The following is a 24,821-nucleotide window of genomic DNA, read 5'->3' on the forward strand; positions in this document are numbered from 1 at the left end:
TCGCCGGACACAGGCGGCATCGTCCGGCAGGTGACCGCACCAGCGTTGACCTGCGTGCAAACATCAGCCGATATCAGTGATTTACTTGGATACCCAGGCCTTTTGCCCGACCTGTCCTTAAGCGATAGTCAGGCAGACCCGGCGGTCTGCGGACAGCCAGGCCGGGCAAGCATGCCAGCGTAACCCATCGGCGATTCTGCGGCAGGCGAAGATTCGGCCGGTCCGCAACCGCAGGACGGGCGGGGCAGCGTCACTCTTCCCGGCGGCACAGATATCCGGAACCATAGACCGTTTCGATCATCCCGGACGCCGTGCCGTGGCCTTCAAGTTTCTTGCGGACACGGCCGACCAGCACATCGACGGTCCGGTCAAGCGGCACCCAATGTTTGCCGATGGCATCCATCAGCTGGTCGCGGGTCATGGCCTTGCCCATGTTCAAGACCAGGGCTGCCAGCAATTCGAATTCCATGCGGGTCAGCCGCGCCTCTTCCCCGGCATCGCTGACCAGTTTGCGCGCGGCTGGATACAGAATCCAGCCGCCAAACCGAACCTCGTCGCTGGCCGGCCGTTCATCCGCCCGCGCCAGACGGCGCAGCAGGGCCTTGACCCTGGCCAGCAGCTCGCGCGGTTCGAAAGGCTTCACCACATAATCATCAGCCCCAAGTTCAAGACCGACAACCTTTTCAACCAGCTGTCCCATCTGGGTCAGCAGAATGACGCCGGCCCGGCTGCGCTTGCGGATCTCCTCGATAAAGGTGCGGCCGTCGCCGTCAGGCAGCATGACATCCAGCAGAACCATGTCCACCGCACCGCCCAGGCGCTGTCGCGCGGCCGCCAATGTCCGCTCACGGACGATGTTGAAACCCATTTCGGTGAAATAAGGGACGGCAAGGTCGGCGACCGTGTCGTCATCTTCCACCATCAGGATCGTCTGCTTGGAAAGCACCGGCTTCATCAATTCTCTGCCGCCAATCGGGTGGATGGGGATTTTTACAGCTTTTTCACAAGAATTCACAAGAACGGCGATGCCTGAACGTTATGGCGCCAAATAATATGCCGGCATGCCTGCGCCCCGCAATGGGCGGCAGCATACAGGACCATGTGAATTTCTTCAGGTGAAGAATGGGCAGGCCGGAAACACGGCCTGGACAAAGGAAAACGAAGTGGAAGCCCCGACCGCCTGAAGAGCGGAGCAGGGCCGACCTTCGCAATGGACATGCAACCGGAACCTGCGACGGGCCCGGCAAACAAAACGCCCCACGAGGATATGATGAACGAACAGACGATCTCCCTGATCAAGGAAAGCTTCAAGAAGGTGCAGGGCAGCGCTGATGCCGTCGCCGAGGCTTTCTACAACCGGCTTTTCACCATCGACCCGGATCTGAAGCCCCTGTTCAAGGGCGACATCCGCGAGCAGGGCCGCAAGCTGATGGCCGCCCTGACCGTGGCCGTGAACAACCTGTCCAATCCCGGTGCCATCGTTCCCGCCCTGCAGGAAATGGGCAAGCGGCATCGGGCCTATGGCGTGAAGGACCAGGATTACGACACGGTCGCCGCAGCACTGCTGTGGACGCTGGAACAGGGCCTGCGCGAGGAGTTCACGCCGGAATGCAAGCAGGCCTGGACCGAGGCCTATACGCTGGTCGCCACGGTCATGAAGGGCTGACCCCGACCGGGGCGCAAATAACAGCAAGAAATGCTAAATGGAAAGATCGGCTCGGTGCGGCCGATCTTTTCACTTTTGAGCGTTTAACATAGACTGGCGGCGATCGGGGCCTGCCCTACAGTTCAGGTGACGTGGATGATCCGGTGGTTCAGCGGCGGCCGTCAATTCACCGCGGACAATTTCGCACTACTGGCCGGAATATCGGACGGGGCGGCGTTCTTTGACAGGTCCGGGCGCCTGCGATTCTGCAACCAGGCCTATCGCGACCTGTTCGGCCTGGGCGATGAAGGTGACGGATCAAGCTTCGAGCAGGTGCTGCGCGGGGCGTTCGTGGCCGGGCGCATGGCCTGTCACGGCGCCGACGCGACAGAGGTGGAAACGGATCGTTTCCTCTCCCGCCATCTGCCTGCCTTTGGCGACGGGGCACGGGGGCCGGCGCTGGAACTGGCCGACGGCCGCTGGATGCGTGTCAGCCATAGCCGGGTGGCGGACGGCACACTGTCGCTGCTGACCGATGTGTCCGACATCATGGGTGATCAGGCTGCCCGCCGCCTGCGGGAGAGCGAACAGCGCAACCGCGCCGTCGTCGCCGCCTCTCTGGACGCCATCGTCACCATCGACATGGAAGGCAGCATCGTCGACTTCAACCCGGCAGCGGAGCGGACCTTTGGTCACCGGTTGGAGGATGTGCGGGGCAAGCCGTTGGGCGATGTCATCGTGCCGCCGCGCCACCGCGCCAATCACCACGCCGGCATGCGGCGTCTGGCCGGGGGGCAGCCGCCGCGTGTGCTGGGGCGCCGCATCGAGATTGAAGCGCAGCGCGCCAGCGGCGAGATATTTCCGGTCGAACTGGCCATCACCCAGATCCCGCTGCTGGACGGGCACGGCTTCACGGCCTTCGTGCGCGACATCACCGACGCCCGCCGCGCCCAGCAGGAGATCGATACCCGCAACCGTCTGCTGATGGAGATGATGCGGGCCGTCGATCTGGGCATTGCCATATTCGACGCAGACCGGTTGCTGGTCCGGGCCAATGCGCAGTTCGGCCAGTTGCTGCGCCTGCCGGACAATCTGCTGTCCACCGGGACACATGCCGAATGGATCGAAGGACATCTGACGGCCGACGGCGCGCTGGTCGGCTGCGAAGACCGGACCGGCACCGTTGGTGATAAGGCCACGTCAACCCTGTCCATGGCCGATGGCCGGCACCTGCTGCGCGACCTGTTCCGCATGGAAGATGGCGGGCTGGTACAGGTGGTGAAGGACGTGACGGAGCAGCGGCGTCTGCAGGACAATCTGCTGCAGGCCCAGCGTATGGAAGCGTTGGGTCAGATGGCGGCCGGCATTGCGCATGAATTGAACAACATGCTGTCGGTCATTTCCGGCTATGCCCGTATCGCGTCGCGCGCGGGCGGCAATGGCGGCGGGGAAGGGGGCAATGCACTGGTCAATCTGCAATTGACCATCCAGCGCGCCGGAATCATCACGCGGGAGCTGCTGACCTTTGCCCGTCAGCGACCGACACAGGGCACCATCATCGATCTGGCCACCGTCATCGACAGCCAGCGCGGCCTGCTGGGTCATGTGCTGGGAGAGGCGGTGGGGCTGGAATGCCTGGTGCCGCCCGACCCCGTCTGGGTCCGGTTCAATCCCGATCTGGCCACGCAATCGCTGGTCAACCTGGCCATCAATGCCCGCAATGCCATGCCCGACGGCGGCACCTTGCGTGTCACCCTGGGCAAGGGCCGCCGCGCGCTGCCCGGCGGTGTGGACCGGCCCTGTGCGGTGCTGACCGTGTCGGATAACGGGACCGGCATGACGGCGGAGGTGCGGGCGCGCATCTTCGAACCGTTTTTCAGCACACGGCCCGTGGGGCAGGGCACGGGCCTGGGCCTGGCCCTGGTCTATGGCGCCATCACAGAGGCGGGCGGCGATATCGAGGTGGCGTCCGAACCTGGCATCGGGACCGTCTTCACGCTTTATCTGCCACTGGAAGCGCCGGAGCAGGGGGACTGTCCACCGCCACCCGCCGACCGGCTGCCACCGGCCAACAGCGTCGTGCCGCTGATGAACCTGCTGCTGAACGACGATCGCCACGCCCGCGACCACCACCGCATGCGCTGTTCGCGTCCCCTGGACGGGATCGTGATGGATGCGGCCGACGGCCTGTTCGATCTTTGGGGCGTGCGCGAGCTGGTGCTGTCGGTGCGGCTGGACGGGGAATTGCTGCATCAGATGCGGCTGGCCGCCGATGGCCCGCCTCCCGATCTGTCACTGCTGCTGTCGCAGGTGCCGGCACAGATCGCGGCGGCGGCGACCCGACTGCTGACATTGGATATCCACGGCAGTGCTGCCGGGCCGCCGCCCGTGCATCTGCATCTCCAGCCCCCCAACCTGGACGAACAGCCGGTGGCCGGTCGCCTGACCTTGATCCTGGAGGCATGGCCCGAGCTGCCGACCACAACAGCGCCGCCGCATGGCCGGGTGCTGCTGGTGGAGGATTCAGGCCCGCTGGCCGAACTGCTGGGGCAATATCTGGGATCCAGCGGATTCCAGGTGACCGCAGCGGCAACGGGCACGATCGGTCTGGCGCTGGCGACCGCGCGCGATTTTGACCTGGTCATTTCCGACCTGGGCGTGCCCGGCATCGACGGGCTGGCCCTGTTCCGTGCGATACGGGCGCAGACCGATCCGGGGCGCGCGCGGGTGCCGTTCCTGATGGTGACCGGCAATATTGCTGAACCGGTACAGGCGCGCATCCGCGCCGCCGGGATCACGCACCTGATGGAAAAGCCGCTGGATTGCGACGAACTGGTGCGCAAGGCGGGCCGCCTGTCCGGCCTTGCCGTCGATCGCCCGCCGGAGCGGATCGCAGTCCCGCCGCCGCGGCAACCGGGCGCGATCGACCCGTCGCGCATCCGGGGCTGGCTGGAAAAAGTGCCGCTGGCCCATGTCCGCGACCTGATCCAGCGCCTGCCGACCCAGATCGAAGGGACGCTGACCCAGGCCGATGAATTCGACCGCACCGGATCGACGGCGCAATGCGTGGCGGCCCTTCATCTGCTGGCATCCACCACGGGTGCGGTCGGCATGGTGGGGGTGGTACGGGAACTGACGGCAGCCGAACGGGCGCTGCAGGCGCCGCAACCGCCGCCCCTGGCCGAACGTCTGCCGGCCATCCGCGCCCTGGTCGTCGATGCGTTGTCCGAACTCGCGGCCGTGGTGGCAGAAGCGGAGCGTCAATCAGGCCTCCATCAGGCGCCGGACGCCGCCCAGGAACGTGTCGATTGACGTCGCCAGGCTCTGTCCCTGACTGGTCAGGTCGGTCGCGGCCGCCAGCAACTGCGCCGATGCCGTTTGGTTCTGCCGCGTGCTGTCATCCAGATGGCGCACATTTTCCGCCACCACGGCGCTGTCACGCCCGGCCCCGTGGATGCCATCGGTCACCGTGATGGTCACCTTGGCCTGGCTTTCCAGAGAGGTGCGGATGCCCTGCGAAGCGCTGGCCATATCGGCAATCACGGCGCCGATATGGTCCAGCGCGTCACGCGTCTGGCGCCCCACCCCCTTGATCTGCTGAACGATCCGCCGCACCTCCTCCGTCGCCGTTGCCGTCTGACCCGCCAGCGCCCTCACCTCGCTGGCCACGACTTCGAACCCCCGGCCGGCAGCACCGGCGCGCTTGGCCTCGATCGTGGCATTCAGCGCCAGCATGTTGATGGAACGCGCGATGGTGGAAATGGCGTCGATCACCCGGTCGACATGATCGATGGCCCCCTCCAGTTCCGTCACCGCCTTGGCCGTGGCGTCCGCCGACTGGTTGGCGGAGGAGGCGATATCGTCCGTGCGGCCCACCCAATCCGCAATGTCCCGTGATGACCGCTCAAAGGCGGCGGCTGCATCGGCGACATGGGCCACGGTGCGCGTGATCTGATCCGCCCCGCGCTTGGCCTGATCGCTGCGCGACCCGGCCTGTTCAGCGGCGCCGGCCAGATTGCCCGCAGCATCGGCCACGGCACCGGCGGCGGCGCAGACCGTGCCGGCAACCCCCTTCACCTCCATCTCCAGCGCCCGGGCCAGAGCGCCCAGCCGCTGGTTGCTTTCCATCCGTTCAACCACCCGGGCAATCTGTCCACCGACATAGGACATCAGCCGCAGGGTCGTATCATCCAGCACGGCCTGTTCCTGGCTGAAGAATTCCAGCACCATGACCACGCGCCGCCCGCTGGCCACGGGAAAGGCGAAGCAGCCGCGCACCCCGTTCCGCTGCGCCGCCTGGGAACGCAGGAAACCCTTGGCCTTGCCGACATCGGGCAGGACCACCGGTTCGCCATCGGCCGCCACGCGGCCGACCATGCCCATGCCCGGCTTGAACCGCGTTTCCTCGGACATGCGCATGAAATCGGCGATAGGGCCGCCGGCCAGATGCGGGGCGATGTACCATTGGCGGGTGGAGATCAGGGTGCCGTCGACATCAGGATGGTAGGCGTGGGCGATGGGCCATTCTGTATGCTGGCACACCGCCTCCAGACAGGCGGTGACCGCCGCATCGACACTGTCGGCCTCATTCGCGGCGACGGCCACTTTGTTGAACAACCCCAGCAGGCGCAACTGCGCGGCGTCGGGCGGCGGGGGCACCGACACAGCGCCGGTCTGGTCACGCCTCGCCAAATACCCCACTGCCAGCAGGACCAGTGCGCCCACCGCCACGGGAAACAGCGGGAAAAGTGCCGCGCTGAACCCGTAATCCACGCCGCCCGCCGCCAGGATGGCGACGGCACCGCCGGGCGGGTAAAGGCTGCGGCTGGCCTGCATCAACAATGTGGCCAGGGCAAATCCCAGGCAGGCGGCCAATCCGGAATGGGCCGGAAGGGCTGCGTGCAGGGTCACGCCGACAGCCGCCGACAGGACCAGTCCCAGCATGACGGCGGCCGGGCTGGGATGTCCCTGACCGCCACCAAATCCCAACAGAAGGGCGGCGGCACCGAATGGGGCGATCAGCAGCCGTTCGGACTGTTCCAGCCCCAGCAGATGGCCGCCCAGGCCCAGAACCAGGGCAATCGCCGAGATGGCGCCGGTGGCGACAGCCCATTGCCGCAGGGACGAGGCCAGGTCCGGGTCCGCGCGACCGGTCAGAAAATTCAACGATCCCAACGTTTCCAGCCGCAGGCTCACCACACCCTCTCCCCGTCCCCATGTTTCCGGAAGGTGAAAAACACCCGGTTCCGGACATTCGCTGCAAAACATCTGGTTGTAGCGGCGGCTGTGTAGCACGGGGACTTGCCCACAATTGACAGTGAACCGGCGAAAACCTGTGAAGAAATTGTAAAGTCGCAACGGTTTCCTGTTCACACCTTTATAACTGCGTGCCGATGCCCATCGCCCTTAGTAACCACGCTCAGAAAACTGACGGTAACGATAGGACATGCAGGAGCATTCATGAGCCCGACAGCCCCCTGGATCGCCGTGGTCGATGACGACCCGATGGTGTGCGACCTGTTGCTGGCCATGCTGGCCGGCAACGGTATGCAAGGTCTGGCCGCCGGCAACTGGCCGGAACTGCAGGCCCTGATGGAACGCGGCCGGCCGGCCCTGATCCTGCTGGATGTGGGCCTGCCGGGGGTGGACGGCTTCACGATCATGCGCTGGCTGCGCGCCATGGACAGCGAGGGGCCGCCGGTCATCATGCTGACCGGCGCCACGGGGCGGGGCGACCGCATCGCGGGCCTGGACCTGGGGGCCGATGATTATGTGTGCAAGCCTTTCGATGCAGACGAACTGCTGTCACGCATCCGCGTGGTGCTGCGCCGTGCCCGTGTCCGGACGCCCGTTCCAGAACAAGTGACCGAAGGCGATATCGCCTTCGGCAACTGGCTGCTGAAGACACGGGAACGGGTGGTGATGAACCTGATCGACCGGCACATCGCCGATCTGACGGCGATGGAATTCGATCTTCTGCTGACCATGGCCAGTCACCCCAACCAGATCTTCACACGGGATGAACTGCTGAAACTGGCGCATGATCGGGCACCGGAGCCGTTCGACCGTTCGATTGATGTGCGGATCACGCGACTGCGCAAGAAGTTGGAAGTGAAGCCCGACAACCCGCAGTTTATCCGCACTGTGCGCGGCAAGGGCTATATGTTCCTGCTGCGCAAGTCCTGAACAAAAGAAGGGGGCCGGCACCCATCACGATTGCCGGCCCCCAAGGTGTGCCGCCGCTGGAACGCCGGCGGCACCGCCCCATTGTAGATCAGTTCTTCAGCTTGGCCGTGAACAGTGCCTGCACATCCGCGCGGGCATCCGCGCGGGCCGCATTGTTGTCCGTCGTTTCCTGGCTGGTCCAGTCGCTGCTGGTGGCCTGATCGAAGCTGTGGGTGGCGTTGGCCCAGGTGCGATAGCTGAAATTGACCGGCTTGCTCTGCGCGGCCGCCACGGATTCCGCCGTGACCTTCAGCGCCTCGCACTTCACCGCCGGCGTCGTCGTGTCCTTCTGGCCGGTAAAGACCTGCAGCGGCGTGCCGGAATGATAGGTGTTCTTGTAGGCGTTCTGCAGCCCGCAGCCTGGATAATAGGCGACCGCCACGCGGAAGCCGCCGACCAGACCCGGATTGCTGGGCAGGACATTGTTGTGCCAGACCGACGGGCCGGTATCGGCGACGGTGGACAGGGTCGTGCTGCCGCCGTGCGAGAAGCCGACCAGGGCCACGCGATCCGCCTTGATGTTGTAGGCGCTGCTGGCGGCATTATCCTTCAGGAACTTCAGCCCGGCATAGGCGTCCAGCGGACGGCGGTAGACGTCGCTGATGTCGCTCGGCCGGTCTTCCTGGTCCACGTCGCACACGCCCAGCGTCTGGCCCCGCGGACCAAAGCTGTCAACCAGCAGCAGGGCATAGCCCTGGCCCGCGGCCCAGGCGGCCCAGTCCTTGTACTGGCTGTTGATATATTTCGACGGGGCTGCCTCAATCGTCGCGGCATCCAGCGTCACGCCGCCCGACTTCTTGGAATAGGCGCCACCGCAGCCATGCAGCAGAACGATGGCCGGGAACGGGCCGGCGCCTGTGGTCGGCTTGTAGAAGAAGCCGCGCAGCGTGGTCGTTCCATCCATGGAGGTGAAGGAGACTTGCTTGACGGCGGTCTGGGCGGAAGCGGCGCCCGTCAACAGCGTGCCGGCCAGGAAACCGGCTGTAACGGCGGCCAGGGCGTGACGATGAAAGGCCATGGGATGACTCCGTGATGTCAGGAAAAGGTCGGGTATTTACTTTTTTGACCTTTGTAATCCTCCCGCCCGGTACTTGCGCGGACGCAAACATTCCAGAAATATTCAGAAAAGCTGTGTCATTCTCTTTGTTGCTGCGGTGTTTCTGGTTGCTGGCGCACGGATGCGGCGTTGGGGCAGGGCGATGCCGGATTGTTTCAACCCGATGTGCGCAGGAGCCCTTGAGGCGCATGGGTGCTATTCCGGCAACGCCTGGCGCAACCCGGTCGAATGCATTTCGCCGCGTCGGGACAGACGGATGGCGTGGCCTTGGACATCCAGAATCAACCAGCCATTGACGCTGTCACCAGGGCGCGCGCGCAGGATCGGTCCACCTTCACTGCCGGTCAGCAGGATGACCGTCTGGCCGTTGGCGCCCATGACCAGTCCGCTCAGGCGCCAGCCGCCGGGCGGCAGTTCCCGTCCGGAACGGGACGGAAGCGCCGGCTGGTCGGGCGCTGGCCGGCGATCGGGGCTGAACAGGGGCCGGGTTACGAAGGCATCCTCGGCCCCCGACGCCGGCAAGGACGCCAGACACAGGCAGACGGACAGCAGCAGGCGGCTTTTCATGGCGCCGCCTCCACCATGATACCAGCCACAGCCAGTTCGACATTCAACCGGCCGCCATCCTGCGTATCAGGCCGCAGATGCAGCTCCTGCACGGGCAGCATCGGTCTCTCCGTCTCCAGTGCGGCCAGGAAGTCGCGCAGCGGACGGGGCCCCGCCTGCAGCAGAACGCGCATTGCCACCACCCGGCTGCCGCCCGTGTCCTCCGGTACGGTCAGTCCAGGCGGTGGCAGGCCGGCATCCGCGGCCAGACGCAGGATCTGCGCGGCCATGGCCTCCCGGGCTTCCGCGGCATTCTTGCCGGGCAGGGGATTGGGGCCACGTCCTGACCAGGGTTGCAACGACACCGCCTCTCCCCGCAACCGTTCGGTACGCTGGACAAGGTCCGCCTGTGCCGCCAGCCGCGTTTCCACGCGCGCCAGGTCGTCCGCCATGTCGCGCCATAACAGCCAGCCCGGTGCCGCAACGGCCCCCATCAGCAGCAGCCCCAGAAGTGTCCCCACCATCCAGAACAGCTGCGGCGGCGACAGGGCAGGGGGGTCAATCCGCATGGCGCACCTCCAGGGTCGCGGTCAGGGTGAAGCCGCTTTCCCCCTGATGAATTTCGATCGCGGTCAGGCCCGGTATATGATGCAATCCCTCGGGCAGGGGTTTGCCTTCCCGCGTGTGGCCGGTGACGCTGATATGCCGGCCCGCCAGATCAATGGCCGTCACCCAGGCATAATCGGGCAACCGTTCGGCCAGCGCGTTCAGCACGGGCAGGGGCGGCGGCATCTCCGCCACCAGCGACGCCGCCTGACGGGCGGGCGCCAGTCGGGCCGCCAGATCGCGTGCCGCTGCCGCCTTGCCCACCCCTTCTGCCAACTGCTGTTCCAGCCATTGCAGACGCGCCGTTACCGCCGCGAAGGGCAGACAGACCAGCCCGGTCGCCAGCAGCGCTGCGGTCAGGCCCAGGCGGCGCAATCGCCTGGCCTGCCCCCCACCGGGGTCCAGCGGGATCAGCGTGCCGTCGTCGGTCACTTCCAGTCCCACGGGCACCAGGCCCAGGTCGCGCATGCTGTCCAGCAGGCCCTGCACCCGGCGACGCGGGCTGGCTGTAACCACCACCCGGATGGTGCCCGCCACGGGATCGCTGTCCAGAATGCGGGCGGTGTGGAAACACTGATCGGCCGCCATCGGTAGATGGTTTTCCAGTTCCAGCCCCGCCAGCCCATGCAGATGGTCCGCAGCGGCGGCCGGCATGGACAGCGTGACCCGCCGCACCAGCGACGCTGGCAGCAGCAGGCGTGCCGGCCGCCCCCGCGGCACCAGCTTCATCTCGGTCAGCCGCCCGTCGCGGCCCCGGCGCCAATAGCGGGGGATGCCGGACAGATCGACCAACAGGGCAGCAACAGGATCGGACGTCTTCTCAATGCGGCGTCGGGCTTCCCGCAGCCACCAGCCGGGCAAGCTCCGCCATGGCGGCAATCCGGCACCCATCATGGCATCTCCTCCGGCAATGGGCGCCATTCCAGAATCCGGAACGGGGCGGCATCGTCGGCATTCAGCCAGACCAGCACCTCCGCAGCTGCATTGGCGCCATTATCCAGCGCCACCCGCAGCCGGACGGCCCGGAACGGGGAAGGGCGGGCATTGACGCGCAGCCCCGCCCGGTTCAACCGGCGCACCAATTCACCCCTTGGTTCTCCCTTTGGTTCCCCCGGCCCCCGCCCGCCATCTGTCAGGTTGCGCAGTGCTGCCCGGTCGGTGGGGGTCAGGTCCGGCCAGATGTCCAGCAGGATGGATGGGGCGGCCAGGATGGCCACCTTTCCGGAATTGGCCGATTGGTGGACGGTCAACGCGGAAAGCAGCCGGCTCTGGGTGGCTTCCGGCATGCCTGGAATGGCGGCCAGTTCCTGAACCGACAGGAAGGGCCGCCCCGTGGCGCGGCGCGTCTCAATCTCCGACAGGACGGGAAAGGCCATGCGATCGGCCAGCGCCGGCAACAGCGCCCGCAGCCTTTCCACCGGTGTGCGGTTCAGATCGATCAATCCCGCCTGATCCTGCACCGACCAGAAGACCCGCGCCGCCGGGTCGGAAAGGGTCATTTCCTGCCAGCCGCCGTTGGGCGGCCGTCGGCCGGGGCGGGGGTCCATTTCCATGACCAGCACAGCGGCCAGCGCGGTCTCCAGCGTCGCCCGCGCCTGGGCGCTGCGGACGCGCGCCGACTGGCGTCCCGCTTCCGTCGTCACCGTCAGGGCGAAGGCACCGGCCAGCAGGCTGACGATCAGCGTCAGCCACAGCACCATGACCAGGGCGGCGCCCCGCTCACCGGTCTTTCCCGGGGAAACTCCTTGGCTCATGCCGGCCCCTCCGCCGCCTCGCTGTCGCGGTCGATGCCATCATCACCATTGGCCGGGGGGCGATAACGGCAACCCGGCCCCCGTCCAGGCCGCTGAATGTTTCCTGCGAACAGGCAGGACAGGTCGGCATCGGCCGGAAACCGTACAACCTGGGCCGCCAGCGGCCTGCCGGCGCCCCCGATGCTCATCCGGACCAGGGCGGGCCGGCCCCTGCCGGGGTTCCATGTCTCCTGCCACTCATCCGGCCCGGCATCGGCGGCGCGATAGGCGAAGGTGATATCGTGCGCTCCTTCCACCAGCAACCGCCGCTCGATCGGGCCGCCATCACGACCCTGCCAGTAGATCAGGCGCACCATCCCTTCCGACGGCCGCTCCACGCTGAAGCCGACCTGGGTCAGCCCGCCGCGGCCGGGTGCCACCGGGTCCAGGATGCTGAACTGCAGCCGGTCGCGACCAAAGCTGAAGGCCGGCAATGTGGGACGGGGGCCGGACGCGGGCGCCAGGGCCAGCATGGCCTGTCGGCGCAGGATATCGCCCGCCAGACTGAAATCCTGCTGACGCCAGGTGCGCTCCATTCCCCCCCGATAACCCCGGCTGAGATCACGCAAGCCCCCGCCCGCCACCGTCAGCAGCAGGCCCAGCAGCACAAAGGCCACCAGCAGTTCAACCAGGGTAAACCCCGCCTGTCCCCGGTTCATGACGTCCCCCGCACCAGCCGGGTGGATGTCAGCCGTACGGGCGCCCCGCGCCCGTCCCGCACCATGATCTCGATGGACAGGGCCGACAGGCCGGCGGCGGCAGCCTGTCGGAAAGGGCCATCGCTGCGCGGGCGGATGGTGACGTCCCAGGACAGGTCACCGGCCGCACCGTTGAACTGGCCGGGGGCGATGCGGTTCTGCGCCATCAGCGCCGCCAGCTGTCCTTCCGCGAGCGCCAGGGCGTCAGCGCGCGTGCCGGTGGCCCGCACCATCCCCGCACCCTGGCCCAGCAGGCGGTAACACAGGCCCAGCACCAGCCCCAGGATCAGCAGGGCCGCCAGCACCTCCACCAGGGTGAAGCCGCGCTGCCCCTTCATGGCGCCTGCTCCTGCGTGACCCGTCCCGTCAGCCAGTCTGCGCGCACGACATGGCGGTATGGCCCGGCGGTCAGCGTGACCTCCAGCCCCGTGCTGCCGCCATCGGGGCGGAAGCGCACGGCGGCCCGATCGCCCTCCATGTCGGCCGCATCTCCCCGCACCAACAGACGCGCCTTGCCGGACAGGGCACCACCTGGCACCGGCGCAGTACCCGCCGCCATCAGCACGCGCCATTGCTGTTCCCGGACATCCAGGGTCACACGCACCTCCCGCCCATCCAGCACCGCGCGTTCGCGGGCCAGCCGCAACGCGGCGGTCAAGGCTGCCGCATCGGCGCGCAGGGCCGCTGGCTGTGTGGCCGTCCCCAGATTGGGCAGCGCCACCGCCAGCAACAGCCCCGCCAGCACCATCACCACCAGCAGTTCCAGCAGCGTGAAGCCCGCCTCGCACCGGCGCTGACGCTTCACCACCCCAAAAGGCCGCCGCTGGAGGGAACAGGCAAAGGTCATATCAATGACCTTTGCAGGCCGGCGACCGCCGGCCCGCGCCCCCATGGGCGCGCAAGCCAAGCCGCCGGATGGCGGCGCCCGGCGCCTGAGGGAACAAACATAATCACGTCGCCAGCGCATTGATCGACACCAGGGCCAGCAGGATGGACACGACCACACCGCCGATGATGGCGGCCATGGTGACGATGCAGGCGGGCTCCAGAATGGTCAGCAGACGCTTCAGCCCGGTTTCGACCTTGGTTTCAAACATCTCCGCGATATGGCGCAGCACCTCGTCCAGCCGCCCGCTTTCCTCCCCCACCCGGATCAGTTGCACGGCCAGATCGGGGATGGGGTGGCCAGGGGGCAGGCCCGCCGTCAGGGGGCGCCCGTCGCGCACACTGGCATGCATGGATGTCGCCGCCTCCTGCATGCGGCTGTTGGTCAGGGTGCGCCCGGCCAGCGGCAGGGCCAGGTTCAGGGTCATGCCGGCATGCAGCAGCACCGACAGGGTACGGGCAAACTGCGCCGTAGCCGCCATGGCGACCAGCGGCCCGGCCACGGGCAGGCGCAGCACCACCCCATGCCACCAGACCCGCGCGAACCGCTGCCGCCCCAGCCACAGGCAACAGAGCAGCAGTACCGACAGGGCCAGCGCCACTCCTTCACCCTCCGTCCGGGCAAAAGCGGATGCCGCCAGCACCACACGGGTCGGCAGAGGCAGCTGATCCAGCGACCGCGCGAATATCGGCTCGAACATGGGCACGACGTGCAGAAGCATCATCCCCACGCTGGCCACCGTGATGAAGGCCAGAATGGTGGGATAGGCCAGGGCAGAGGTCAGCCCGTCGCGCAGCTTGCGCGACCGTTCCATCAGGTCGGCCGACAGCCCCAGCGCCAGATCCAGCACCCCGCCGCCTTCACCCGACCGCACGATGGCGATGAACAGACGGGGAAAGCCACCCACCTTGTCCAGCGCATCGGCCAACCCGATACCGGCGCGCACCTGTCCCAGCACCTCGTCCAGGGCACCCCGCAATCCGCGCGGCGCCAGACCGCCGGCCAGCAGGGTCAAGGCGCGTTCCAGCGGCTGCCCCGCCTTCATCAGCAGCAGCAATTCGCGCGTGAACAGGATGACGTCCGTATCCGACCGCCGCACACTGCGCTGCAGGAACCGACCGTGGCCGGGCCTCACCCGCGTGACCTTCAAGGGCAGCTGTCCTGCCGATCGCACCTGGGCCAGGGCCGCCGCTTCGTCGTCGGCGTCCAGCAGGCCGCTGACGGGACTGCCGTCACGCTGGACGGCGGCATAGCTGAATTTCGCCATCGCGTCCCCCGGGCCCTAAACCACCAGATCGGTGACGCGGTTGACTTCCGCCAGCGTCGTCACCCCGGCCAGCACCTTGCGCAGCCCATCCTGGGCCATGGTGCGCGCGCCGCGCTGGCGGGCGGCCGCCTGGATGGCGGCGGCATCGGCGCCCGTGGTGATCAGCAGGCGCATGGCATCATCCAGCACCAGCAGTTCCACAATGGCGACACGCCCCGTATAGCCCGTGCCGCCACAGCGCTCACACCCCGCCGGCGCACACAGGACCGGCGTTTCGTGGCCAGCCAGCCCCGCATCCATCAGGATCTGATGTTGCAGCGGGTCGGCGGGCACGGCCTGCTTGCAGTGCGGGCACAGCACCCGCACCAGCCGCTGCCCCACCACGGCCCGCAGGGTGGAGGCCAGCAGGAACCGTTCGACGCCCAGGTCGACCAGCCGGACCACGGCCCCGGCCGCATCATTGGTGTGCAGCGTGCTCAGCACCAGATGCCCGGTCAGGGCGGCATGCACCACCACCTCCGCCGTCTCCCGGTCGCGCGTCTCGCCGACCAGCAGCACATCCGGGTCCTGGCGCATAAAACCCCGCAGCACATGGGCGAAGGTCAGGCCGATCTGCGGCTTCACCTGCACCTGATTGACGCACGGGATCTGGTATTCGACCGGGTCTTCAGCCGTCATCACCTTGCGGGCCCCAGCATCGATCAGGCCCAGGGCCGCGTACAGCGTCGTGGTCTTGCCGCTGCCTGTGGGCCCGGTGACCAGGATCAGACCGTGCGGCAGGTCGACCATCTGGCGCAGCCGGTCGCGATCATCGGGCAGCAGGCCAAGCGCATCCAGCCCGCGCACGGCGGCCCCGGGGTCCAGCAGGCGGATGACCACGCTTTCGCCATGGACCGTCGGCATGGTGGCCACGCGCAGATCGTGACGCCGTCCGTCGATCTCCATATTGACGCGCCCATCCTGGGGCAGGCGGCGTTCGGCAATGTTCATCTGGGCCAGGATCTTGATGCGGGAAATGACGGCGCGGGCCAGCTGCGCCGGTGGCGGCGGCATGTCGTGCAGCATGCCGTCGATGCGCAGCCGCAGATCCAGCCGGCCGGGAAACGGCTCCAGATGGATGTCCGACGCGCGGTGGCGCACCGCCTCCTCGATCAGATGGTTGACCAGTCGGACCACCGGGGCCTCGCTGGCCAGATCCTTCAGCCGGTCGACCTCGTCCCCGCCCTCGTCCCCGTCGGACAGGGCGCCGACGATGCGGTCCATGACGCTGGGGGCGCCGCCATAACGCTGATCCAGGGCCGCCGCGATCTCTGCCGCCCCGGCCGGCACGGGCTCCACCGGCTGACCCGTGGCAAAACCGATCAGGTCGATGGCATCGCTGTCCGTGGGGTCGACCATGGCGACCCGCAACCGCCCACCCTGGACATGCAGCGGAAACAATCCGCGCTGACGCAGGAAGGCGGGGGCCAACTGGTCCGACAGGTCCGGGGCTGCGGCCCAATCCACGGGCAGGACGACGGGCAGGGGCCCGGCAGCCCCCTTGCCCAGATCCGCACTGTCGCCCGTGCCGGTGCCCACCTGCCCATCCTTTCCATGTCTGAAGTCCTGGAACAGGGTAGCGGGGACGATCTATAGACTCCACAACAGAAACTTGGCAGAAACACAAATGTGCTCGACATATTAAAGACATATAGTCAGAATTTTTAGTGAGTCATTTAATATAGAATCGACAAATACGCCGATTCACGCGCCGCGGAAACTTATGAAATGATTACAATCACCGCAAAGAAGGGCGAAGAAGGCTTCACCCTTGTCGAACTATTGGTGGTTCTGGTCCTGATCGGGCTGCTGGCGGCCTTTGTCGGGCCCAAGGTGCTGGGCTATCTGGGCAGTTCCAAAACCAAGGCCGCCAACATTCAGATGGAAGGGCTCAAATCGGCGCTGGAGCTGTACTTCCTGGATGTCGGCCTCTATCCGACCGAACAGCAGGGGTTGAAGGCGCTGGTCGCCAATCCGGGCGTGGTCGGGTGGAACGGCCCCTATCTGCGCGACGGACAGGTGCCCAAGGACCCGTGGGCGCATGACTACCTTTATCGCAGTCCTGCCGACGGCGCCGCGTTCCGCATCATCAGCCTGGGCCGCGATGGGCGGGAGGGTGGGGCGGACGAGGATCAGGACATCACCAGCCGCTGACCGCGCCCGCAGGAACCAGACCATGCCCCCCCGCATCCCCCGCCTGTCCCTGGCCACCGGTCTGCTGGCCGTGCTGGCCCTGGCCGGCTGTCAACAGCGCCCGCCAGCTGATGGCAGCCTGCGCCCCACGCTTGACCGGCTGGGCCTGTCGATGCGCGCCACCCCGGGGCCGGCGGAGACGAGCGGACCGCCCCCGGCCCCCATGACCGAGCCGATCCTGGTGCCCGGCAGCGGCAGGTCCGGCTTGGCGGTGACGACCACCTCGCCGGCCGCCCCGCTGTCCGACAATCCCGAATTCGACGTGGCCTTCGAAGAGGCGGACCTGCCCACGGTAGTCAAGACGCTGCTGGGCGACATGCTGGGCCAGGCCTATTCCGTCCATCCGCTGGTGCGCGGCACCGTCACCGTGCATGGCGGGCGCCGGCTTTCGGCGCGCGACGTGCTGGGCCTGCTGGAAAGCGTGCTGCGCGCCAACGGCGCCGCCCTGACGCGCACCGCGTCCGGCTATGCCATCGTGCCGCTGGCCGAGGCGCGGCTGGCCATGAATGCCGAAGCGGCGGCCGGCACACCGGGCTTCGGCATCTCCGTCCTGCCGCTGCGCTTCGTGTCGGCTCCGTCCATGCAGAAGCTGCTGGAACCGCTCTACCAGTCGGGCGCCAGCATCGTGGCCGAGGCCGGCTATAATCTGCTGGTCGTGGCCGGCACGGGGGCGGAACGGGCGGCCATGGTGGCCGCCGCGCGTTCCTTCGATGTCGACTGGATGCAGGGGCGCTCCGTCGGCATCTTCCCCCTGACCCAAGGCGCGCCCGGTCCCGTCATCCGCGAATTGCAGGCCATTTTCGACGGACCCAGTGGCGGCATGGGGTCGGGCCTGCAATTGCTGCCCGTGGACAGGGTCAATGGCGTGCTGGTCGTCGCCGCCGATGCCCGTCGGCTGGAGGAAGTGCGGGGCTGGATCGCGCGCCTGGATATCGGACAGGCCAATGCCCGCACCATCCATGTCCACCCCCTGCAGCATGCCAAGGCCAGCGATGTGGCCCGCATCCTGGGCCGCATGCTGGGCAGCGAGACGCGCAGCGACAGCGCCATCACCCCGCCCGGCCAGACGGAGGGCAAGCTGGCCACGCAGGAACCCGGCGCCAATGGTCAGGCCCTGGACCAGACAGCGCAACTGGTGGCCAGCGGCGGCGGCGCTGCGCCTGTCGCGGGGGCCGGGGAGGCCAGGCCGACCGACGCCCTGCGTACCATGGCCGATCCGCGCGGCAACGCCATCATCGTCTATGCCAATCCAGAGGAAGACCGGATGGTGGAAGCCGCCATCCGTCGCCTGGACGTCGCGCCCTTGCAGGTGCTGATCGAAGCCACCATCGCGGAAGTGACCTTGAACGACGCCCTGCGCTATGGCGTGCAGAGTTTCTTCCGCAGCGGCGACGGGCAGCGCTTCGGCGGTTTCACCCTGAATGAAAAGAGCCCATCGCCCATCTCCCAGGTGCCGGGCTTCAATCTGGTCTTCGCTTCGGGCGGAGGCGATCCCCGTGCCGTGCTGTCCGCCCTGTCAGAGGTGACGGATGTGCGCGTCGTCTCTTCCCCCCAGGTGGTGGTGCTGGATAATCAGGAAGCGCTGCTGAAGGTGGGCGACCGCGTGCCCGTCATCACCAAACAGGCCACCGACCTCAGCAGCGCCAATGCCGCTCTGGTCAATAATGTGGATTTCCAGGATACGGGCGTCATCCTGCGCGTTATTCCCCGCATCGGCCAGGGCGGGATGGTGACGATGGAGGTGCGCCAGGAAGTGTCCAATGTATCGGGCACCCGCAATTCCGGCACCCTGACCCCCACCATCTCGCAGCGCGTGCTGCAATCCAATGTGGCCGTACGCTCCGCCCAGACCGTGGCGCTGGGCGGCCTGATCTCCGACCGGCAGACGGAAGGGCGCAACGGGGTGCCGGTGCTCTCATCCATCCCCGGTCTGGGCGCGCTCTTCTCCGAACGCAGCAACAAGGTGGAACGTACCGAACTGATCGTCTTCATCACCCCGCGCGTCATTCGCGATGCGACAGAGGCCGAAGCGGTCACGGGCGAACTGGTCTCCCGCCTGCGCAGCCTGAACCCGTCCCCCGGTTCCTGACCGTCAAACAAGAAGCCCCGGTGGTGCGCCGGGGCTTCTCACATAATTCGGTCGAAACCAGGGATCAGGCCGTGATGTCCACAATCTGGCCACGGCCACCGGTCGGCGCCGCTTTGGTCGAGCCGGTGCCACCGGCCAGCAGCGAGGTGACCTGCGTGTCCTGCTGCGACGATTGCTTGATCTGCTCCGTCTGCAACTGGCTGCGCCCCTGCGACAGGCTGATGGCCGAGGCATAGGCGGCGGAGGAATTGATCTGCATGATGCGGCAACCCGGCAAAAGTGATGATCACACTATAGGCCATCACTGCCATGAATCCAACCCGGGTCACCACACCCTGCGGATAGGGTCAGCCAAGTGTGCTCATGATCGAAAAGCACAGCGCGTCGCCCTGCGCGTGGATGGTCTTCAGCGCATCCTTGGGCAGCGGGATCTTCTTGTCCCGGCAATAGGCGACGATCAGGCGGGCCAGTTGATAGCTTTCAACCTCCACCTCGCTGCGCTGGGCCGGAGCGCCCGGTGCCTCGCTCTGGATGCGGATGGAGGGCGGCGGCCCTTCCACCACCTGGATACGTGTGATCCGGCGCGAAGGATCGAATCCCTCCAGCGGCACAGACTGGAATACCAGCTTCAGTTCATCGTTCGAGAAGATGATGTGCCGGATCTCGGTAATCATGGCTGTTCTTTCTTTCCCCGGGCGCTTCAGCCCGCACGCTTCTTTTGCCGACGACGATAGATGGTGCAGGGATTGATTTCCAGCAGTGCGGCCGCACGGGTGATATTGCCGTGGCACAGCCGGATCGCTTCCTCGATCGTCTCCTCCTCCACCATCCAGAGGGGACGAATTTTTGCCTCCCCACCATCCCAACCCTGATCAGCGCCTGATGCCGGGGCTGACGGTGCAGCGGCCGATGGCGGTGGGGAGGCCCCAATGCCTGGAATGGGAACGCCTGGAATGCCCAGGCCCGCGAACGCCCCCGCCGGCGGCCTGGCCAGCGCGGGAAATGCCTGTCCGATCTGGCTGGCCAAGGGCCCCGCCATCGCTGCCCATCGCGGATCCTGCAGCATCGGCGGTACGATCATGGTCGGCTTGTTCAGCGGCGGTGGGAACATGAAGGGCCGGATCTCGTCCCCATCATTCAGCACCACCACATTGCGCACCACGTTCAACAACTGGCGCACATTGCCGGGCCAGCCGTAATTGCGCAGAATCTCTTCCGCGTCGGCGCTGAAGCCTTTGAATTCCTTGCGCTCCTCCTGTCCATATTTGGCCAGGAAGTGCCGCGCGATCAGCAGGATATCCTCACCACGCTCCCGCAACGGCGGCAGTTCGATGGAAATGACCTGCAGGCGATAGAACAAGTCCTCGCGGAAGCGGCCGGCCTGCACCTCGGCATAGGGGTCACGGTTGGTGGCACAGACGATGCGCACATCCACCGGCTCCAGCTTCTCGCTGCCCACCTTCTTGACCATGCCCGTCTGCAAAAAGCGCAGCAGCTTGGCCTGCAAAGACAGGTCCATCTCCCCGATCTCGTCCAGGAACAGGGTGCCGCCATCGGCCTGCAGCGCTGCACCCGAATGCTCGGTGGCCGCCCCAGTGAAGGCTCCCTTCACATGGCCGAAAATTTCCGACTCCATCAGGTCCTTCGGGATCGCCGCGCAGTTGATGGCGATGAAGGGACCGGCCGAACGCGGGCTGCGGCGATGGATGGCCTCGGCACAGACCTCCTTACCGGTACCGCTTTCCCCTGTGATGAAAACGGTGGCCTTGGACGGCGCCGCTGCATCGATCAGACGATAGACGGACTTCATCTGAGGCGACGCGCCGATGAAGCCGAAAAAGGCGTTGGGGTCGTCCATGGCGCTGGCGACCGCAGTCCCTTTGCCCCCCTTGCGTCCCGCCCGCCCGCCCGGTGTGGCCGATGCCGGGGCAGGTGCTGCTTCGGCCGTCTGTTCCAGGGCGGTGGCAACAGCACTGCGCAGCCGCTCCGTCCCGACGGGCAGAAGCAGCACATCCGCGGCGCCTGCACGCATGGCATCCACAGCCACCTGTACCGATCCCTGCGCTGTCAGGGCGATGGCACGCGGCACCAGCCCCGCCTGGTGCCATTCCCGCAGCCTTTCTGTCCCGCTGCCATCCGGCAGCTGCAGATTGATCAGCAGCAGGTCGACATCCCCGGCGGCCAGGCGGTCACGCGTGGCGGCTGCCCCTTCCACCACCGACAGCCGATAGCCATCGCGCTTCAAGGCGTTGACATAAGCCAACGCCAAGGACGGGGCGGGTTCCAGGATCAGGATATGGGGGGCGTCGTTCGGCATGACAGCAATTATCGTCCATGGCATTGCTAAACGCAATATCGACTTGCAGGATGCTAAACATATTTGCAATTCGCAATGACCCCGGCTGACACGCTTGCCAGCACCGTGATTGAAATCCCGCGGTTTCCCTGGGGACAGCTGTTGGAAACCATAAATATGGTGGGTGGCCCGGGGTTTGCTTCTATCAATGCGACCCGAACAACCGGCACCGGTTGCCAAGGTCACGGATTTTCCGCCACGACAGCGGCGGGAATGTTGACGTCGCACAGGAACGGGCCTCCGTAGCCGGACCTCCCCGCGCCCCGTGCCGTCGCTCCGGTCCTACCCGCCACCGGGCCCACTTTTCGGTTCAGGGCGAAGTGCGGAAACTTTCAGGCACGGCGGCCCGCCCCGGTCGCCGTGCCTATCTTTCATTGTGTCCGGCGATGACGCCGGGGTCGATTGTCCCTTCCGAATCCAAGCGGCGCACGATACCTCTATGGGACAACATAGGGAGTATCAGCACCCATGAAGATATCCCGCATATTCAGCATCCTGTCGCTGCTGGCCCTGCTGGGCGGCATTGTCGTCCCTGCGCCATCCGTTCTGGCCCAGGAAGCGAAGGCCGACCAGAAGGCCGACAAATCGGACAAGATCCCGGCGCCGAAGCATTTCCGCCAGGAAAAGGTCGGCACCTTCAATGGCAATCGTATCAACTACAGTGTCCTGGCCGGCGAAACCCGCCTGAAAAACGACAAGGGGGAAGAGACCGCCAGCATCTTCTCCACTTCCTATATCAAGTCGGACGTCCGTGACAGTTCCGCCCGACCTGTCACGTTCCTGTTCAATGGCGGCCCCGGCTCCGCCAGCGTCTGGCTGCATATCGGTGTTTTCGGCCCCCGCCGGGTCGATGTGCCCAGCGAGGGGGGCAATGCCGGCAGCCCGCCCTATCCCATCATCGACAATCCCGACACGATCCTGGACGTGACCGACCTGGTCTTCATTGATCCGGTCGGCACAGGCTATAGCCGCGCCATCGGCAAGGGCGAGGAAAAGGACTTCCTGGGCGTGGAGGAGGATGCCGCCTCCGTCGGACAGTTCATCCGTCAGTGGCTGACCGACAATAAACGCTGGAACAGCCCGAAATATATGGGTGGTGAAAGCTATGGCGCTGTGCGCACGGCCGCCGTCGCCAGATATCTGTCGACGCCGGCCAGTTGGGTGTCCTTCAACGGGTTGCTGATCATATCCGGCGCCGTTGATCTCGATGCGCTCAGCTTTGATCCCGGCAGCGACAGCGCCTATTGGTCCTACCTGCCTTCCTACGCGGCCACGGCGTGGCATTACGGGCTGATCAAGGACAAGTCCAAGGGGTTGGAAGCGTTCCTGAATGAAGTGCGCGACTATTCGCTCACCACCTACGCCCCGGCCTTGCTGAAGGGCGCGCGCCTGCCGGCGGCGGAACGCAAGGCGCTGGTGGCCAAGCTGGCCGCTTACACCGGCCTTGCCCCGGACTTCATCGAACGCAACAATCTTCGCGTCTCCGGGCCGCGCTTCCAGAAGGAATTGCTGCGCAGCCAGGGCTATGCCATCGGTCGCCTGGATACCCGCTACAAGGGCAAGGATTTCGACGATGCCGGTGACACGCCGGACAACGATCCCTCGCTTTATGGTATCTCAGGCGCTTACACGGCCTCGATGAACCAGTATTTCGCCGATCTCGGCGTCGACATGGATCGGGAATACAAGATCCTGACCGGCATCGGTGCCAAATGGAACTGGGTCGTCGATCGCAGCGGGCGGCAGACGGGCCTGACGGTGGCACCGTGGATCGGCAAAGTCATGCGGGAGAATGGGGGCACGCGCACCTTCGTGGCCTGTGGCTATCACGATCTGGCCACGCCCTTTTTCGCCGTTGAAAACGCTTTCAACGGACCGGGGGTGCCGACCGACCGCATCACCTATGCCTATTATGAAGGCGGTCACATGATGTACGTGTACCGTCCCAGCCTGAACAAGCTGATCGGCGATGTCCGCGCCTTCATCAAGGCGGGCGGCAAGGCCGGCTAATTTTCGATCCCGGTCGGGAAGGGGGCCTGGTCAGGTTGCGGGGCATTTGTTTCACCGCAGCCTGACCAGGACCTCGCGCATTCTGCGCAACATAAGCAAAGCCGCCGATGGGCGGCAGCAGGCGCCAGAGATGCGCACCAGGCAGGATATTGGTTCCTGACCAACGCTGGCTGCGGTCAGCCCTCTTCCTCATCCCCGTCGCCGTAAGGGAACGGGGCGGCACCCCGGCCGTCGGCGCCAAAGCGCCAGACCTTGGGTTCAGTCATGACCAGACGGCCCGAGGCCAATTGATCCATGATCGCCACGGCCAGATCGGCCTGCAGACGCGACGCCCACGGCCCCATGGCCGCCACGCCATCGCGCAGATAGGCCGCTGAATAGAGCGTATGGGCGATCCCCTCCGCATGCCGGACCAGAAAATCCACAGCCAGTCTGGCGCAGTCAGCAGGGTCAAGGACCGGCTCGATCCCGGCCGCCGCCGCCGCCAGCACCGGGTAGGCCAGATGCTCACGCTCTTCCAACGCGGGATCGCGGCCAAGCGCGTCGGCAACCCGCGATAGATAGGCCGCGCGGTTCGATGGCAGTCCGCGCAAGGCGATGTCAAGGACTTGGCGATGATGCATGGAAACCTGAACAAGCCGATGGGAACAATACTGCCAACGTGACCTGTCGCGCCGCAGATCACAATGTGTCCAATCGTATGGCCTGGTTCCGGAAAAAGAAAAGGCCGGGTCCGTCCTTTCGAACGAACCCGGCCAGCGTGGTTGCTACGGTCAGAGCAGAAGCGAGTTTGCCTGATCGCTGGTCATGTAACCGATCTGGGTCGTGCTCAGGCCGGCGGTCTGGGTCGTCGTCATCGCGACGATATCCGTCGTCTCCAGCCCACCGATCTGCGTCGAGTCCAGGACCGAGATCTGGGTGGTGTTCAGGCCCAGAATGTTGGTGGTGGTGAAGGCGACGATTTGCGTCGTCGTCAGGATGCTGATCTGCGTCGTCGACAGGGCACGAACCGTGGTTGTCGACAGGGCCGCAACCTGCGTCGTGGTCAACTGCACCACAGCCGTGGTGCTGAAGTTCACGAACTGGGTCGTGGTTAGTGCATTCAGCTGCGTCGTCGTGAAGCCAACGATCTGGGTCGATGTAATCTCCGCCAGATCGACGGTCTCAAAGCCACGCACCTGGGTCGTCGTCAGACCAGCCACCTGGGTGGTCGTCAGTACCCCGATCTGCGTCGTCGTGAACGCTGCCACCTGCGTCGTCGTCAGACCCACAATCTGCGTCGTCGTCAGAACCGCCAGGTCCGTCGTCTCCAACGCACCCATCTGGGTGGTGCTGAAGGCGCCGACCTGCGCGGCGGAGAAGGCGACGATATTGGTCGAGCTGATCTCGATCAGGTCCGTCGTCTCAATCG

At 66.1% G+C, this 24,821-nt stretch carries 22 protein-coding genes and 1 pseudogene; 6 read left to right on the plus strand and 17 right to left on the minus strand.

Annotated features, from left to right (window positions below; all coding sequences use genetic code 11):
- Window positions 1-250: 250 nt before the first annotated feature.
- Window positions 251-955 (minus strand): response regulator transcription factor, encoded by a 705-nt coding sequence (locus ACODTW_RS15950; protein ID WP_488947043.1) that lies wholly within the window; start codon window positions 953-955, stop codon window positions 251-253.
- A gap of 315 nt (window positions 956-1,270) precedes the next feature.
- Between ACODTW_RS15950 and ACODTW_RS15955 the strand changes: the two genes are divergently transcribed.
- Both ACODTW_RS15955 and ACODTW_RS15960 read left to right on the plus strand, forming a co-directional pair.
- The gene (locus tag ACODTW_RS15955; RefSeq protein ID WP_488947044.1) at window positions 1,271-1,666 is read left to right on the plus strand and encodes a globin family protein; all 396 of its coding nucleotides are present in this window, start codon (window positions 1,271-1,273) and stop codon (window positions 1,664-1,666) included.
- A 135-nt stretch (window positions 1,667-1,801) separates the two neighbouring features.
- The gene (locus ACODTW_RS15960) at window positions 1,802-4,957 is read left to right on the plus strand and encodes a PAS domain S-box protein (RefSeq protein ID WP_488947045.1); all 3,156 of its coding nucleotides are present in this window, start codon (window positions 1,802-1,804) and stop codon (window positions 4,955-4,957) included.
- Here ACODTW_RS15960 and ACODTW_RS15965 read toward each other — a convergent pair.
- Window positions 4,910-6,841 carry a methyl-accepting chemotaxis protein gene (locus tag ACODTW_RS15965; protein WP_488947046.1) on the minus strand — a complete coding sequence of 644 codons (1,932 nt, stop codon included), beginning with the start codon at window positions 6,839-6,841 and terminating at the stop codon, window positions 4,910-4,912. The two genes, ACODTW_RS15960 and ACODTW_RS15965, sit on opposite strands and share 48 nt — an antisense overlap.
- A 264-nt stretch (window positions 6,842-7,105) precedes the next feature.
- Here ACODTW_RS15965 and ACODTW_RS15970 point away from each other — a divergent pair, with 264 nt between their 5' ends.
- The gene (locus ACODTW_RS15970) at window positions 7,106-7,831 is read left to right on the plus strand and encodes a response regulator (protein ID WP_488947047.1); all 726 of its coding nucleotides are present in this window, start codon (window positions 7,106-7,108) and stop codon (window positions 7,829-7,831) included.
- Between the two features lie 88 nt (window positions 7,832-7,919).
- Here ACODTW_RS15970 and ACODTW_RS15975 read toward each other — a convergent pair whose 3' ends face one another.
- The 10 genes from ACODTW_RS15975 to ACODTW_RS16020 form a co-directional block, all read right to left on the minus strand.
- Entirely contained in the window at window positions 7,920-8,888 is a 969-nt protein-coding gene (locus ACODTW_RS15975) for a dienelactone hydrolase family protein (RefSeq protein WP_488947048.1), read from the minus strand.
- A gap of 234 nt (window positions 8,889-9,122) precedes the next feature.
- Window positions 9,123-9,494, minus strand: a complete 372-nt coding sequence (locus ACODTW_RS15980) for a hypothetical protein (RefSeq protein WP_488947049.1) — start codon at window positions 9,492-9,494, stop codon at window positions 9,123-9,125.
- Window positions 9,491-10,042 carry a type II secretion system protein GspM gene (gene gspM / locus ACODTW_RS15985; RefSeq protein ID WP_488947050.1) on the minus strand — a complete coding sequence of 184 codons (552 nt, stop codon included), beginning with the start codon at window positions 10,040-10,042 and terminating at the stop codon, window positions 9,491-9,493. Before gspM ends, ACODTW_RS15980 begins: the two co-directional genes overlap by 4 nt.
- On the minus strand, window positions 10,032-11,000 hold the full coding sequence (locus ACODTW_RS15990) for a hypothetical protein (protein ID WP_488947051.1): 969 nt from the start codon (window positions 10,998-11,000) through the stop codon (window positions 10,032-10,034). Before ACODTW_RS15990 ends, gspM begins: the two co-directional genes overlap by 11 nt.
- Window positions 10,970-11,833 carry a hypothetical protein gene (locus ACODTW_RS15995; RefSeq protein ID WP_488947052.1) on the minus strand — a complete coding sequence of 288 codons (864 nt, stop codon included), beginning with the start codon at window positions 11,831-11,833 and terminating at the stop codon, window positions 10,970-10,972. Before ACODTW_RS15995 ends, ACODTW_RS15990 begins: the two co-directional genes overlap by 31 nt.
- The gene (locus tag ACODTW_RS16000; RefSeq protein ID WP_488947053.1) at window positions 11,830-12,531 is read right to left on the minus strand and encodes a PulJ/GspJ family protein; all 702 of its coding nucleotides are present in this window, start codon (window positions 12,529-12,531) and stop codon (window positions 11,830-11,832) included. The genes ACODTW_RS15995 and ACODTW_RS16000 overlap by 4 nt, the downstream gene beginning before the upstream one ends.
- Window positions 12,528-12,908 carry a prepilin-type N-terminal cleavage/methylation domain-containing protein gene (locus tag ACODTW_RS16005; RefSeq protein WP_488947054.1) on the minus strand — a complete coding sequence of 127 codons (381 nt, stop codon included), beginning with the start codon at window positions 12,906-12,908 and terminating at the stop codon, window positions 12,528-12,530. The genes ACODTW_RS16000 and ACODTW_RS16005 overlap by 4 nt, the downstream gene beginning before the upstream one ends.
- The gene (locus ACODTW_RS16010; RefSeq protein WP_488947055.1) at window positions 12,905-13,375 is read right to left on the minus strand and encodes a GspH/FimT family pseudopilin; all 471 of its coding nucleotides are present in this window, start codon (window positions 13,373-13,375) and stop codon (window positions 12,905-12,907) included. Before ACODTW_RS16010 ends, ACODTW_RS16005 begins: the two co-directional genes overlap by 4 nt.
- 145 nt (window positions 13,376-13,520) lie before the next feature.
- Window positions 13,521-14,723, minus strand: coding sequence for a type II secretion system F family protein (locus ACODTW_RS16015; RefSeq protein ID WP_488947056.1), 1,203 nt, complete (start codon window positions 14,721-14,723; stop codon window positions 13,521-13,523).
- 15 nt (window positions 14,724-14,738) lie between these two features.
- Window positions 14,739-16,301 (minus strand): GspE/PulE family protein, encoded by a 1,563-nt coding sequence (locus tag ACODTW_RS16020; RefSeq protein WP_488947057.1) that lies wholly within the window; start codon window positions 16,299-16,301, stop codon window positions 14,739-14,741.
- A gap of 189 nt (window positions 16,302-16,490) precedes the next feature.
- Here ACODTW_RS16020 and gspG point away from each other — a divergent pair, with 189 nt between their 5' ends.
- Both gspG and gspD read left to right on the plus strand, forming a co-directional pair.
- A complete protein-coding gene (gspG, locus tag ACODTW_RS16025; RefSeq protein WP_488947058.1) occupies window positions 16,491-16,916 on the plus strand; it encodes a type II secretion system major pseudopilin GspG in 426 nt (141 codons plus the stop codon).
- 22 nt (window positions 16,917-16,938) lie between these two features.
- Window positions 16,939-19,044 carry a type II secretion system secretin GspD gene (gene gspD / locus ACODTW_RS16030; protein WP_488947059.1) on the plus strand — a complete coding sequence of 702 codons (2,106 nt, stop codon included), beginning with the start codon at window positions 16,939-16,941 and terminating at the stop codon, window positions 19,042-19,044.
- Between the two features lie 64 nt (window positions 19,045-19,108).
- Here gspD and ACODTW_RS16035 read toward each other — a convergent pair whose 3' ends face one another.
- From ACODTW_RS16035 to ACODTW_RS16045, 3 genes are all read right to left on the minus strand, one after another.
- On the minus strand, window positions 19,109-19,303 hold the full coding sequence (locus ACODTW_RS16035; RefSeq protein WP_488947060.1) for a hypothetical protein: 195 nt from the start codon (window positions 19,301-19,303) through the stop codon (window positions 19,109-19,111).
- 88 nt (window positions 19,304-19,391) lie between these two features.
- Window positions 19,392-19,718 carry a hypothetical protein gene (locus tag ACODTW_RS16040; protein ID WP_488947061.1) on the minus strand — a complete coding sequence of 109 codons (327 nt, stop codon included), beginning with the start codon at window positions 19,716-19,718 and terminating at the stop codon, window positions 19,392-19,394.
- 26 nt (window positions 19,719-19,744) lie between these two features.
- A complete protein-coding gene (locus tag ACODTW_RS16045; protein WP_488947062.1) occupies window positions 19,745-21,361 on the minus strand; it encodes a sigma-54-dependent transcriptional regulator in 1,617 nt (538 codons plus the stop codon).
- Window positions 21,362-21,868: 507 nt separating this feature from the next.
- Here ACODTW_RS16045 and ACODTW_RS16050 point away from each other — a divergent pair.
- On the plus strand, window positions 21,869-23,410 hold the full coding sequence (locus ACODTW_RS16050; protein WP_488947063.1) for a S10 family peptidase: 1,542 nt from the start codon (window positions 21,869-21,871) through the stop codon (window positions 23,408-23,410).
- Between the two features lie 176 nt (window positions 23,411-23,586).
- On the opposite strand, the gene ACODTW_RS16055 is transcribed toward ACODTW_RS16050, so the two are convergent.
- Window positions 23,587-24,033, minus strand: coding sequence for a hypothetical protein (locus tag ACODTW_RS16055; protein WP_488947064.1), 447 nt, complete (start codon window positions 24,031-24,033; stop codon window positions 23,587-23,589).
- Window positions 24,034-24,183: 150 nt separating this feature from the next.
- Window positions 24,184-24,821 (minus strand): annotated as a pseudogene (locus ACODTW_RS16060) (hypothetical protein); the annotation flags it as partial.

Source organism: Niveispirillum sp. FG148, from assembly GCF_057809655.1.